The following is a 13,115-nucleotide window of genomic DNA, read 5'->3' on the forward strand; positions in this document are numbered from 1 at the left end:
CTCCCCCTTTACGACGGGCGTCTAACGCGCCTTTTAGACATTCGGTGACAATCGCCACTGAGTGACACGAGGCGGAGTTGCGTCCGCGCTGTCAAGATGGTTGTTCTGCTACGGGGGCTGAGGTTGGGAATGGACGACGTAGGACTTCGGGCGCGCAAGATGGCGCGGACCCGCGATCAGATCGCCGAGGCGGCGATCCACCTCTTCGTGGAGCAGGGCTATGACGCCACCACGCTGGAGGAGGTGGCCGACCGCGCCGACGTGCACAAGCGCACGTTGCTGCGCTATTTCCCCAGCAAGGCGCATCTGGTGCTGCACGGCCAGTACGCCGCCATCGAGGAATTTCAGCAGGCGATCGCGGGGCGGGGAGCCACGCCGGTCATCGACCTCTGGACGGCTCACGTCGTCCGCCACGCCCGCGACATGGCGCGCCGGGGGGCGCTGGCCAACCTGCGCAAGATCGCCCGGTCCGAGCCGGCGCTCGAGGGCGCCTACCTCTCGATCCAGTCCACCTATCAGTCGCTGCTCGGCCAGGGTCTGAGCGAGGATCTCGGCGACGATCCCCAGGCCGCCGTGATCGCCGCGGTGGCGGCGGCGGGGCTGGTGGGCGGCAACTATTCGGTGAGCGCGGGCATCTTCGCGCGGGAAGCCTACGACGAACTCGAGGCGCCGCTTCTGGAGGTGGTCCGGCTGGTGCGCGAAAAGCTGCTGGGCGGCCGGTTCGGCTGACGCCCGGCGTCGGCCGCGGGCAGGCGCCCCGCCGCCGCCTTTCAGGCCGTGACCCTTGCGATGATGTCGTGGAAGTCGCCGACGCGCGGGTCGCGCTTCGACCGGTCGCCGATGACCTGCATCTTGCCGGCGTCGCGCACCGCCTGGGCCATGGCCGCCAGTTCGGCCTGGCGCGCCGGCTCGCCCCGCGTGTCGTAGCGGCCCAGCGGAACCACGGCTTCGTAGTCGATGATGATCTTGACGTCGACGTCGTCCCGTTCGCCCTCGCCGAAGGTCACCTCGCCGTCCCGCACGATGCAGTGCCAGGCCAGGGGTGACCCGTCGGGCGACAGGTCCGCCGGCGGGTCGGTGAACACCTCGCAGAGCGACCAGGCGATATCCGGCGCTTCCGTCTGGAAGCGCCGGACCCGCTCGGTCACCAGCCCGTGCATGAAGGCCATCCAGCCGGGGCTTGCGAACACGTACATCATTGGCCGAACGCGTAGCGCAGCATGACGCCGTAGGTGCGCGGCTCGCCGTAGATGCGCACCGCCGTGCCCAGCGAATGGAGCTGGGGGATCGACGTCAGCGCATAGTTAGCGTCGGTCAGGTTGTTGATGAACAGCGCGCCGCTGACCCGGCTGCCGCGGATGTTCTTCCAGTCGGCCCGCACGTTGATCCGCTCGAACGCGCCCTGGGAGAGCGCGTCGCGCACCTGTTCGCCGTACTGCTCGATGTTCCGCGCCGCCGCGTCGGTGAAGTAGCGGCGCGACTGGGCGTAGAGCGTGCCCTGGATCGAGATGTCCCCCAGGTCCGGGTCGACCGGGACATTGTACTTCACCGTGAAGCTGCCCTGGTGCTTGGAGATGTTGGGGAACGGGTTGTCGGACAGGTCGATGAGGCAGATCGCGGCGGTCAGCGGCGGTTCGCACCGCGCGTTGCCCGGCCGGATCAGCGCCAGCGGGTCGGCGCCCAGCCAGTCGGTGAACGCGGCGTCGGCGTAGGAGTAGTTGGCCGACAGGTCCCAGTTGCCGAACACGATCTGGCCCTGGAGTTCCGCGCCCTTGATGACTGCGGCCGAGGCGTTGACGATGTAGGTCGTCGTCACCCCGTTCACCGAGGCGTTGAAGGTGCGCTGGATGTCCGAGTACTCGGTGCGGTAGAGGGCGGCGTTCAGGCGTCCCCGCAGGCCGCCCGAGCGGAAGTCGAACTTCGAGCCCAGTTCGTAGTCCCGCACCGTCTCCGGCGCGTAGTTCGGCGTGTAGTTCGGCAGGCCGGCCGCATCCAGAACCAGGTTGATGCCCCCGGGCCGATAGCCCTTCCGCGTGGCGACGTAGAGCAGCAGGTCGTCGTTGACCTGGGCGTCCAGGGTCAGCGTCGAGTTCCAGCCGTCGCTCTTGGTGAAGCTGCGTGTCTGGGCCCCCGGCACATAGGCGCCGGTCTGGAGGTTGGTGCTCACCGAGCGCGAGAAGATCTCGGACTTGTCCCACGACTTGCGCAGGCCGCCGGTGGCGTGGAGGCCCTGGATGAAGGGGGCCAGGAAGCCGATGTCCACCGTCGCTTGCCCGTAGAGCGCGCGCTGGGTGGTGAGGCCGCCGTCGGGGAAGGGGAACGACGGATTGTAGCCCAGCGTCGGCAGGGTGACGCCCGAATAGACCCGCGACAGGTTGCGGATGCCGTTCAGGTTCCGGATCGCCGGCGTGCGTTGGTAGAAGCCGCCGAGGCTCCACGAGACGAGGTCGTCGCCGATCACGCCGCGGAGCTGGGTCTCGTTGGTGTAGACCTTCTGGTACGGTCCGGCCTCGAAGACCGCGCGGTTGCCCTGCTGCTGCGCCGAGACGCTGAAGGCGTAGGACGAGGTCTGCGACACCGACACCGACGACTGGATCAGCCCGCCCAGGCCGTCCACGTCCCATCCGGTCGCGCCCTTGGCGGCCTGGAAGCCGAAGATGTTGCGCAGGGTCAGGGTGGTGAAGCCGACTTCGCCGAAGTCGTATTCCGACTGGTTGACGAACGTCCACTTGCGCAGGGTCTCGTTCAGGTCGAGGTTCGGGTCGCCGGGTACGTAGCGGGCGGCGTCCTTCCCGCCGGCCTGGAGGCGCGCATACTCGGCTTCCATCGCCGGACGGAACGTGGCCGCGGTGCGCAGGCGCTGGTCGATGCAGGTGTTCAGGTTCGGCGAGAGACCCGCCGTCACGGCCGCGTTGCAGGCGGCGCCGAAGACCGCGGTCCCGGTGGCCAGCCCGTTCGGGGCGTCGATGTTGGCCGGAAGGTTGTAGAGCGCCAGCGTCGGGTTGATGGCCGTCAGCGAGGTGGCGCCTGAGGCCTGATCCACGTCGTAATAGTCCAGCACCGCATAGTTGCGGAACCGGCCGTTCCCCGGCCGCCAGTCGACGCTGAAGCGGAATTCCTGGCTGTTGTTCTCGTTCAGCCGTTGCGACGAGCCCAGCACCTTGGTGTAGCCGTCCAGGTGATCGCGGTGTACGGCGAGGCGCACGGCGAGCTGGTCGTCCACGATCGGCACGTTGATGACGCCCGTGATGCGGCTGAGGCCCAGGTTACCCTGGTTCACCTCGAACGAGCCGCTGAATTCGTTGAACTTCGGCCGGTTGGGCGTGACCAGCACGGCGCCGGCGGTGTTGGCGCGGCCGAACAGCGTGCCCTGCGGCCCGTTCAGCACCTGCACCGAGCCCACGTCGTACAGCGGCGCGGCGCTCTCGGTCGGCCCGCCGGGCACTTCGGCGTAATAGACCTGGGTGCCGCCGGCCAGGCCGCGGATGCTGAAGCCGCCAGAGAGGCGGCCGAACTGCGTGGTCATCTGGATCGACGGCGCGGCGAACATCACGTCCGTCGTGGTGACGATCCCGCGTTCCTTGATGGCCGATTCGCCCAGGGCCGTGACGGCGACGGGCACGTTCTGGATGTTCTCTTCGACCCGGCGGGCCGTGACGACCACTTCATCCACGTCCGTGGACGCGGTCTGGGCCAAGGCTGTCGTTCCGAAAGCCGCCGCGGCCGCTCCACCGAGCAGACCCGCGATGTAGGCGCGCTTACGCGCATGCTGAACCAGCATTCCCCCTGTACCTCCCTTTGTTATTGGCGCTCGGGCGCTTATGTCACCAAGTAGCAAAAGCGCATCAGACGCACTTGTCAATCGGCTCGGGGCTTGCCGGGATATTTTGTCACCAAGTGACACTTGACACTAGATGACATCTGGCGTTTTCATGAGTCAAAATCAGGGAGGAACTCGAATGGAAATCGGCAACTGGTCCGCCACGCCGGACCTCAACGACATCTACCGCGAGATTCGCGAGCAGGGGCTGGAGAGCAATCTGGCCGAGCTGGAAGCCTATGGCTTCACCGTGGTCGAGAACGCGCTGACGCCCGAGCAGACGGCCTATTTCCGCGACCGGATCATCGAGATTTCCGAGGCGCGGATCGGCCGCAAGCTCGATCTCCACAACGAGACCGAGCACGCCGAGACGGCGTTCATTCCGTACCTGCTCTACAAGGACAAGCGGTTCAAGGAATCGGTCGTCAACCCGAAGACCCTGCCGCTGGTCAGCTATCTGCTGGGCCAGCACTGCATCCTTTCCAGCCTGGGCTGCCACCTGAAGGGGCCGGGCGGAAAGGGCCTGCTGCTGCACAGCGACACCAGCAACGGGATTCCCGACCCGTTCTCGCCCTACAGCCACGTGGCCAACTGCAACTATGCGCTGACCGACTACACCGAGGCGGATGGCGCCCTGGCCATGGTGCCCGGCAGCCATCGTCACTTCCGCCAGCCCACCAAGTGGGAGAAGTGGCTCGACGGCAACGAGCGCTACGAGCACGTCATCCCGATCGAGGTGCCCGCCGGTTCGGCCATCATCTGGCACGGCAACACCTGGCACGGCTCGTTCCCGCGCAAGACGCCGGGCCTGCGGATCAACCTCTCGAACTACTTCTGCCGCGAGTACATCGCGCCGCAGGAGGATTATCGGAACACCGTGCCGGACGACTTCCTGGACCCGGTGGACGACCAGCGCCTGGCCCGCCTCCTGGGCTCCGAGCTCGCCTACGGCTGGACCGACGACGGCCCGCTGAAGCACTTCGCGCGCCGCAAGGAGCGCGAGAGCAGCATTCCCAGCTGGCAATACTGATCGCCGCGTAGCGACCGGACGGGCGACTTCCCCCGAGGTCGTCCTGTCCAGGCGGAACCACGGCCGTCCCTCGCGGGCCCAGACCTCCCCGGACCCGCGAGCCCGGGCCCTTCAGGCCGACGTGGCCGTGCGTTCCGCCCACGCGCCGCGCGCGCGTCCGGTTCGGAAGTCCGCGAACGGGAGAAGCGGAAAACATCACCCCCCGAGGCCTACGTCCGCTTCTGACGTAGCGGGGTGCTTGGATGGTCCTCATGTCCGAGGGACCCGACATCGACGTGGTTTCGCTGGCCACGCTGGACCGGCTGGCCGCGCTGGACCTCTCCGCCGCGGAGAAGGCCCACGGCGCCCTCATGGCCGCCGAGGCCAAGGACATCCCCGAACTCTCCAGGGCCTACCGCGGCCTCGCCCGGTCCCTGCGCCAGACCCTGGCGCTGAAGGATCGCCTGAGACGCCAGCGCGCCGAACGCTCCGAATCCCGTCCCGATCCTGACCGCCTGGCCCGCGCCGAGAGGCTTGACGTCCTGGCCGACGCCGTCCGCGACGCCGCCCAGGACGCCGGCTACGATCCCGCCGAACGCGAAGACGTCGCCGAACGCTTCCACGACGAGGCCTGGGACTGGATCGAAAGGCCCGACTTCCTGGACGAGGACCTCGGCGCCCAGATCCGCCGCGCCCGCACCCTCATGGACCTCGACGACGAGGATACCGGGGACGGCTCCGGCGACGACCTCATCGAAGGCGAAGCCCGCGAGGTCTTCCGGCCCGAGCCCCAGCCGCCGCAGGCGGCCCCGCCTGAACCTGTCCACGGATGCACACCGATCCACACGGATGACGCCGACACCCCCATCGGTGTGTCTCCGTGCGAATCCGTGGACCGCGCAACGCGCGGCCCGATCTCCCCGCCCAGTCCGGACCCCTTCGCCCACTGGCCCAGGCGCGTCATCCCCGACCACCCCTTCAACTCCAGCTAAGCCCTCCCTCCCTTGCAGGGATGGCTTCCGGGGCGGGAGCGTAGACCCCGCACCCCCAACGCCGAGGCCGTGCTCATCCGTATCCGTGTGTCTCCGTGCGCCTCCGTGGACCACGCGAAGCGCGAGCCTTTCCCCCCGGAGGCGCGCGGCGCCGCGGGATTCAACCGCGAACGAACGCGAAGGACGCGAACGCGCCCAGCCTGCTCGAACTGTTCGCGCCCCTTCGCGTTCGTTCGCGGTTTGAATGCGACGCGCCTGCGGCGCATCGAACAGGACAGGCCTGCGCCCACCACACCGCCCCGCTGCGCGGGCCACCTTCTCCCACCGGGGGAGGGGAACCCTGCGCAGCAGGGTGGAAGGGGGCTGCCTGCGCACACGTCCCGCTCAACCGCCTATCAGCGCCCTGCATTCAGAGAATCGCGGAAGGTTAGGCTGCGCCTTCCGCGTCCGCTCGCGTTCCCGCGATTCCATGACCAAGCCCCCGCCCATCCGGCGGACCCGGCGCACGCGCGAGGCGCGACCCGAACGTGGTCGGAGGTCTCCGCCCGCCGGCGAGCCTACGCCACCCGCACTCGGGCGGTGCTTTCCGGCAGGTCCTGGCCGAAGGCGCGCTGGAAGAACTCGGCCACGGTGCCGCGCTCCAGCTCGTCGCACTTGTTGAGGAAGGTCATGCGGAACGCGAGCCCGATGTCGCCGCCGAAGATCTCGGCGTTCTGGGCCCAGGTGATCACCGTCCGCGGACTCATGACCGTCGAGATGTCGCCGTTCATGAAGGCGTTCCGGGTCATGTCGGCCACACGCACCATCGCGTTGATGGTCCGCTTGCCTTCGGGCGTGTCGTAGCCCGTGGCCTTGGCCAGCACGATCTCGGCCTCGACGTCGTGGCTCAGGTAGTTGAGCGTGGTGACGATGGACCAGCGGTCCATCTGCGCCTGATTGATCTGCTGGGTGCCGTGATAGAGGCCGGTGGTGTCGCCCAGGCCGATGGTGTTGGTGGTCGAGAACAGGCGGAAGTAAGGGTTGGCCCGGATCACCCGGTTCTGGTCCAGCAGGGTCAGCTTGCCCGAGGCCTCCAGCACCCGCTGGATCACGAACATCACGTCGGGGCGGCCGGCGTCGTACTCGTCGAACACCAGGGCGATCGGCCGTTGCAGCGCCCAGGGCAGCATGCCCTCGCGGAACTCGGTGACCTGCTTGCCGTCCTTCAGGACGATGGCGTCCTTGCCGACCAGGTCGATCCGGCTGATGTGGCTGTCCAGGTTCACCCGGATCATCGGCCAGTTCAGACGCGCGGCCACCTGCTCGATGTGGGTGGACTTGCCCGTGCCGTGATAGCCCTGGACCATCACGCGGCGGTCGTAGGCAAAGCCTGCGCAGATCGCGCGCGTCGTCTCGGGGTCGAACTTGTAGGCCGGGTCGATGTCCGGCACGTGCGGGTCGCGCTCGCCGAAGGCGGGGACCTTCATGTCGAAATCCACGCCGAAGGTCTCGCGTGCGTCGACCTCCCGGTCGGGCGCGAGTGTGATCAGCTTGTCTTCGTCGGTTTCGAAAGCGGCCATGGCGGGGTTCGATTACAGGCTTGCCGTGGCGGACGCAAACAGGTGTTTTGACAAGAAACGGAGGAGGCCCCGTGATGCTCAAGGAAGCTCCCGCTTCGGACCGCGCGATCCAGGTCCATCCCCGGGAAAGTGGCTTCGGCGCCGAGGTGACCGGCGTCGACCTCGCCCGGCCGCTGGCGCCTGCGGCGCTCTCCGCGATCCGCGACGCCTGGGCGAAGCACGCGGTGCTCTCGTTCCCGGACCAGCCGCTGACGCTCGACGAGCTGGAGGCCTTCACCCTCCAGATCGGGCCGTTCGGCGACGACCCCTTCATCGCGCCCATGCCCGGCCGCCCCAACGTGCTGGAGCTGCGCCGCGAGCCCGACGAGAAGGCGCCCAATTTCGGCGGCGGCTGGCACTCGGACTGGAGCTTCCAGCCTGCGCCGCCCTCGGCCACCATCCTCCGCTCCGAGGTCACGCCCCCCGTCGGCGGCGACACGCTGTTCGTGGATGCGGCCCGCGCCTACGCCGACCTGTCGGACACGATGAAGGCCATGCTGGCGCCGCTGCGGGCGATCCACTCGGCGGGCCGCCCCTACGGCGCCGACGGCCTCTTCGCCCGCGAGACCGAGAAGCGGACGATGCAGATCATCTCGTCCGCCGAGGCCGACAAGACCCACCCGCACCCGCTGGTCCGCACCCATCCGGTCACCGGCCGCAAGGCGCTGTTCGTCAGCCCGACCTACACCGTCGGCGTCGAGGGCCTGACCGACATGGAGGCCGACGCCGTCCTGGGCTTCCTCTACAAGCACCTGCTGCAGGAGAAGTACCGGCTCCGCCACACCTGGAGGCCCGGCATGCTGCTGATGTGGGACAACCGCTGCACCATGCACTTCGCCGAGGGCGGCTACGACGGCCACCTGCGGGTCATGCACCGCACGACGGTGGCGGGCGACGTCCCGGTCTGATTCCCACCCCTCCGGTGTCATCCCGGTCTTCGGCTCCGCCGAAACCGGAATGACACTCCAGGGGGAACTCAATCCGCGTGCTTCGGCTTCAGCGGCAGGAGGCCCGCCAGGCTCAGGACCGCGGCCGCCACCAGATAGAGGCCCACGGGCGCCAGGCCCCCGCGGTCGGCCAGGAGCTGGGCGGCCATCGGCGCCAGGCCGCCGCCGATGATCCCGCCGACGTTGAAGGCGATCGACGCCCCCGTATAGCGCACCCGCGGCGGGAACAGGCTGGGCAGGAACGCGCCCAGCGGCCCGTAGACGAAGCCCATGACGAACAGCGCCGCCGACAGCCAGGCCCAGATCAGCACCAGCGAGCCCGCGCCCATCATCGCCCCCATCGCCGCGCCCACGGCCACGGTGGCGAAGCAGCCGGCGATCAGCACCCGGCGCGGGTTGGCCATGTCCGACCACCAGGCCGCCGCCACGATCCCGGCGGCCAGGAACAGGATGGCGCCGAGCTGGACCATCAGGAACGTCTCGCGGCCGTGGCCCAGCGTGGTGGTCCCGTAGCCCAGGGCGAAGGCCGTCGAGAGGTAGAAGATGGCGAAGCAGGCCACCACCGCGAAGGTGCCGCACAGCAGTTCGCCGGGATGGCGGCGGATGGCCTCGGCGATCGGCACGTGGCTGGGCGCGGCCTCGGCCGCCGCCTTCCGGAATGCGGGGGTCTCGCCGATCCGCAACCGCACCCACAGCCCCAGGCCCACCAGGATCGCGCTGGCCAGGAACGGCAGCCGCCAGCCCCAGCTCTGGAACGCCTCGGGCGACAGGAACAGGCCCAGCAGCAGGAACAGGCCGTTGGCGGCGATGAAGCCCACCGGCGCGCCCAACTGCGGGAACATGCCGAACCGCGCCTTCCAGCCCGGCGGCGCGTTCTCGACCGCCAGCAGCGCCGCCCCGCCCCACTCGCCGCCCAGGCCGAAACCCTGGCCGAACCGCAGGAGGCAGAGCAGGGCCGGCGCGACCCAGCCCACCATCGCGTAGGTGGGCAGGAAGGCGATCAGCAGGGTCGAGACGCCCATGGTCATCAGCGACGCCACCAGCGTCGACTTGCGCCCGATCCGGTCGCCGAAGTGTCCGAAGAACGCCGCCCCCACCGGCCGCGCGAAGAACGCCACCGCAAACGTCGCATAGCTGCTCATGAGCTGCGCCGTCGGCGACGCCGAGGGGAAGAAGAGCGGGCCGAACACCAGCGCTGCGGCGGTGGCGTAGATGTAGAAGTCGTAGAACTCGACCGCCGTCCCCACCAGGCTGGCCGCCAGCACCCGGCGGTTCGAGGCGCCGCCTGCGCCGGCGTCGATCGCTGCCACGGAACATCCCCCCATCTTCGCGCGTCCCGCTTCGCCGAGCCGGGCCTCGCGGTCAAGCGGCGCATGGCGTGGCGGCGGCCGATGGGCTAGGCCATCGCCATGAGCGCCGAGATCGATCCGTTCCACGCCATCTCCGTCAGCGGCCTCGCGCACCGGCTGAAGGCCGAGGGGCGCAGCGTGATCCACATGGAGTTCGGCCAGCCGTCCACCGGCGCGCCGGCCGCCGCCCTCGCGGCGGCGCATCATGTGCTGGACACCGACGGCATGGGCTACTGGGAGAGCGCGCCGCTCAAGGCCCGCATCTGCCGCCACTACGCCGAGACCTATGGCGTGACGGTGGAGCCGCCCCGGATCACGCTCACCTGCGGCGCGTCGCCCGCGCTGGTGCTGGCCCTGTCGTCCACGTTCGCGCCCGGCGACGTGATCGCGATGGCGCGGCCGGGCTACGTCGCCTACCGCAACACGGTGAAGGCGCTGAACCTGACGGCGCTGGAGATCCCCTGCGGTCCGGACGAACGGTTCCAGCTTTCGGCGGCGACGCTGGCGGCGCTCGATCCCGCGCCGGCCGGCGTCATCCTGGCCAGCCCGGCCAATCCCACCGGCACCATCATCCCCGCCGCCGAGCTGGAGGCCATCGCCCGCGTCTGCCGCGAGCGGGGGATCCGCATCGTCTCCGACGAGATCTACCACGGCCTGAGCTACGGCGAGCCGACGCGCTCGATGCTGGAGTTCGAGCCGGGCGCCATCGTCGTGAACAGCTTCTCGAAGTACTTCAGCATGGCGGGCTGGCGGCTGGGCTGGCTGATCGTGCCCAGGGCGCAGGCGTCGCGGGCGGTGGCCTACATGGGCGCGCTGTTCCTCACCGCGCCGTCGCTCGCCCAGCACGCGGCCCTGGCGGCGATGGACTGCCGCGACGAACTGGAAGGCCATGTCGCCACCTATCGGCGCAACCGCGAGCTGCTGCTGGCCGCGCTGCCGGCGCTGGGCCTGAAGTCCATCGCGCCGCCGGACGGCGCCTTCTACATCTGGGCGGACGTGGGCGGGCTGACGGACGACAGCCTGGCCTTCTGCAAGCGGCTCCTCCAGGACACGGGCGTCGCCACGGCGCCGGGGATCGACTTCGACCCCGTCGAGGGCCGCCGCTTCATCCGCCTGAGCTTCGCCGTCTCGACGCCCGAGATCGAGGAGGCCCTCCGGCGGCTGACGCCGTGGTTCCAGGCGGCCTGGGCGAAGGCCGCCTGAGGGTGCGGCTCTACCTCGCGTCCTGGCGCACGGGCGACAGCTTCGCGGAGCTGGTCCGCATGGCGGGGCCGGGCGGGCGTGCGGGCGTGATCTCGAACGCGGTGGACTTCATCCCACCGGATGAGCGCGAGGCCTACCGCCGCAAGGTCCACGACCCCATCGCCGAGCTGCGCGCCCACGGCCTGGACGCGTACGACCTGGACCTCAGGGCCTATTTCCGCCGGCCCCAGGCGCTGCTGGCCGAGCTGGAGCGGACGAACCTGGTCTGGGCGACCGGCGGCAACGCCTTCCTGCTGCGCCGGGCGATGCGGCAGAGCGGCTTCGACGCCCTGGCGCCGGGCCTGGTCTGGGCCGGGCGGCTGGCCTACGGCGGCTGGAGCGCCGGCGCCTGCGTGGCCGGCCCGACGCTGCGCGGCCTGGACCTGATGGACGACCCCGCCGTCCTCGCCGAGGGCTATGCGCCCGAGCCGGTCTGGGAAGGGCTGGGCCTGATCGACGGCGCCATCGTACCCCACTGGCGCTCGGACCATCCCGAGTCGGAAGCCGCCGAGGCCGCGGCCGCCTGGATGACGGCGAACCGCATCCCGCACCGGACGCTGCGCGACGGCGACGTACTGATCCAGACCGGCGAGACCCTGGATCTGCACGCGGGGCGGGCGTGAAGGCGGCGCGGAGGAGGGCCGGGGAATGACAGGTGTCCTGCAGACGATCGCGGCGGTGGCGGTCTACGTGTGTGCGCCGGACGGCCCGTCGCTGGACGGCGAGCGGTCGGCGACCGACTTCGTGGGCGAGGCGCTGGGCGCCGGCGCGGCCGTGGTGGCGATACCGGTGGGACGTCTGGCGCCGGACTTCCTCGTGCTCAGCAACCGCAAGGCCGGTGAAGCGATCCAGAAGTTCGTGAACTACGGCCTCAAGGTCGCCTTCGTCGGCGATGTCTCGGGCCCGGTGGCGGCCAGCGACGCCCTGCGCGACTTCGTGCGCGAATCGAATCGCGGGCGCCACGTCTGGTTCGTGGAGCACATGGCCGCGCTGGAGGCGAAGATCGCCAGCCAGGGTTGACCTCCTGCGCCTCCCTGTCGTCTCTCGCGGGCTCAGCCAGGGAGCGCGTACATGCAGAAGCGTCGGATCGGTCCGTTCGAGGTGTCGGCCATCGGCCTGGGCTGCATGAGCCTGAGCCACGCCTACGGATCGCCGCCGCCGCGCAAGCAGGCGGAAGAGGTGCTGCTGGGCGCCCTGGACGCCGGCTACACCTTCTTCGACACCGCCGCCGTCTACGGCCTGGGCCACAACGAGACGCTGGTGGGCGAGGTGCTGGGGCCGCATCGCGACCGCTTCGTGCTGGCGTCCAAGTGCGGGCTGACGGACGCGACCGGGACCCAACGCGGCGTCAACGGCCGGCCCGAGGTGATCAAGGCCGTCTGCGACGTCAGCCTGAAGCGGCTGAACGTGGACGTGATCGACCTCTACTACCTGCACCGCCTGGACCGCAGCGTGCCGATCGAGGACAGCGTGGGCGCCCTGGCCGACCTGGTGAAGGCCGGCAAGATCCGCACGATCGGACTTTCCGAGATCTCGGCCGACACCCTGCGCCGTGCGCACGCGGTCCATCCGATCACGGCGCTTCAGACCGAGTATTCGCCGTGGACCCGCAATCCCGAGATTGCGGTGCTGGAAGCGTGCCGCGAGCTGGGCGTGGCGTTCGTGGCCTTCTCGCCCGTGGCGCGCGGCTTCCTTGCGGGCGGCGCGCACGACCCGGCCGGCCTGGAGGCGGGCGACATCCGCCTGGCCATGCCGCGCTTCCAGGGCGAGGCGCTGGCCGCCAACCTTCGCCTCTACGACGCCTTCGCCGCCATCGCGCGCGACGCCGGCTGCACGACGGCCCAGCTCTGCCTGGCCTGGCTGCTGGCCAAGGGCGACGACATCGTCCCCATCCCCGGCACGACCAGCCCCGACCACATGCGCGAGGACGCCGCCGCCGCCGACCTGACGCTTTCGCCCGACATCATCGCCCGGGTGGACGCTACGGTGAACGGCGACACCGTCACGGGCTCGCGCTATTCGCCCCAGCTCCAGGCCTCGGTCGACACCGAGCGGATGCCGGGGGAGTAGGGGTCCGATCGCGCCCCCTCCGTCCGCTTCGCGGCCACCTCCCCCGCGTGCGGGGGAGGAGCGATGATCCAGGTCCTCCCCCGAAGGG

Annotated in this window: 12 protein-coding genes; 8 read left to right on the forward strand and 4 right to left on the reverse strand. The window is 69.8% G+C overall.

Translation table 11 applies throughout. The features are described 5' to 3' along the window. The first annotated feature begins 129 nt into the window (after window positions 1–129). Window positions 130–729: a helix-turn-helix domain-containing protein gene (locus WG212_RS20170; protein ID WP_337188916.1), complete on the forward strand. Its 600-nt coding sequence runs from the start codon at window positions 130–132 to the stop codon at window positions 727–729. A gap of 41 nt (window positions 730–770) precedes the next feature. On the opposite strand, the gene WG212_RS20175 is transcribed toward WG212_RS20170, so the two are convergent. Beyond that, entirely contained in the window at window positions 771–1,199 is a 429-nt protein-coding gene (locus WG212_RS20175; protein WP_337188917.1) for a hypothetical protein, read from the reverse strand. Continuing rightward, window positions 1,196–3,781 (reverse strand): TonB-dependent receptor, encoded by a 2,586-nt coding sequence (locus WG212_RS20180; protein WP_337188918.1) that lies wholly within the window; start codon window positions 3,779–3,781, stop codon window positions 1,196–1,198. The genes WG212_RS20175 and WG212_RS20180 overlap by 4 nt, the downstream gene beginning before the upstream one ends. Window positions 3,782–3,959: 178 nt before the next feature. Here WG212_RS20180 and WG212_RS20185 point away from each other — a divergent pair, with 178 nt between their 5' ends. Then, a complete protein-coding gene (locus tag WG212_RS20185) occupies window positions 3,960–4,850 on the forward strand; it encodes a phytanoyl-CoA dioxygenase family protein (protein WP_337188919.1) in 891 nt (296 codons plus the stop codon). Between the two features lie 251 nt (window positions 4,851–5,101). Beyond that, window positions 5,102–5,821 (forward strand): hypothetical protein, encoded by a 720-nt coding sequence (locus WG212_RS20190; RefSeq protein WP_337188920.1) that lies wholly within the window; start codon window positions 5,102–5,104, stop codon window positions 5,819–5,821. A gap of 557 nt (window positions 5,822–6,378) precedes the next feature. Here the strand turns inward: WG212_RS20190 and cobS are convergent. After that, window positions 6,379–7,380 (reverse strand): cobaltochelatase subunit CobS, encoded by a 1,002-nt coding sequence (gene cobS / locus WG212_RS20195; protein ID WP_337188921.1) that lies wholly within the window; start codon window positions 7,378–7,380, stop codon window positions 6,379–6,381. Window positions 7,381–7,454: 74 nt separating this feature from the next. Here cobS and WG212_RS20200 point away from each other — a divergent pair, with 74 nt between their 5' ends. Further along, window positions 7,455–8,327, forward strand: coding sequence for a TauD/TfdA family dioxygenase (locus WG212_RS20200; protein WP_337188922.1), 873 nt, complete (start codon window positions 7,455–7,457; stop codon window positions 8,325–8,327). Between the two features lie 68 nt (window positions 8,328–8,395). On the opposite strand, the gene WG212_RS20205 is transcribed toward WG212_RS20200, so the two are convergent. Then, the gene (locus WG212_RS20205) at window positions 8,396–9,676 is read right to left on the reverse strand and encodes an MFS transporter (RefSeq protein ID WP_337188923.1); all 1,281 of its coding nucleotides are present in this window, start codon (window positions 9,674–9,676) and stop codon (window positions 8,396–8,398) included. A 99-nt stretch (window positions 9,677–9,775) separates the two neighbouring features. Here WG212_RS20205 and WG212_RS20210 point away from each other — a divergent pair, with 99 nt between their 5' ends. The 4 genes from WG212_RS20210 to WG212_RS20225 are packed head-to-tail and all read left to right on the forward strand — an operon-like array spanning window position 9,776 to window position 13,027. Further along, complete coding sequence (locus WG212_RS20210; protein ID WP_337188924.1) at window positions 9,776–10,918, forward strand: aminotransferase class I/II-fold pyridoxal phosphate-dependent enzyme; 1,143 nt, start codon at window positions 9,776–9,778, stop codon at window positions 10,916–10,918. 2 nt (window positions 10,919–10,920) lie between these two features. After that, window positions 10,921–11,580 (forward strand): Type 1 glutamine amidotransferase-like domain-containing protein, encoded by a 660-nt coding sequence (locus WG212_RS20215; RefSeq protein ID WP_337188925.1) that lies wholly within the window; start codon window positions 10,921–10,923, stop codon window positions 11,578–11,580. Between the two features lie 25 nt (window positions 11,581–11,605). Next, window positions 11,606–11,977, forward strand: a complete 372-nt coding sequence (locus tag WG212_RS20220) for a DUF4180 domain-containing protein (protein ID WP_337188926.1) — start codon at window positions 11,606–11,608, stop codon at window positions 11,975–11,977. Window positions 11,978–12,028: 51 nt separating this feature from the next. Next, window positions 12,029–13,027 (forward strand): aldo/keto reductase, encoded by a 999-nt coding sequence (locus WG212_RS20225; RefSeq protein WP_337188927.1) that lies wholly within the window; start codon window positions 12,029–12,031, stop codon window positions 13,025–13,027. Window positions 13,028–13,115 lie beyond the last annotated feature (88 nt).

Source organism: Phenylobacterium sp. (assembly GCF_037189685.1).
In the GTDB taxonomy this organism is placed as follows: Bacteria; Pseudomonadota; Alphaproteobacteria; order Caulobacterales; family Caulobacteraceae; genus Phenylobacterium.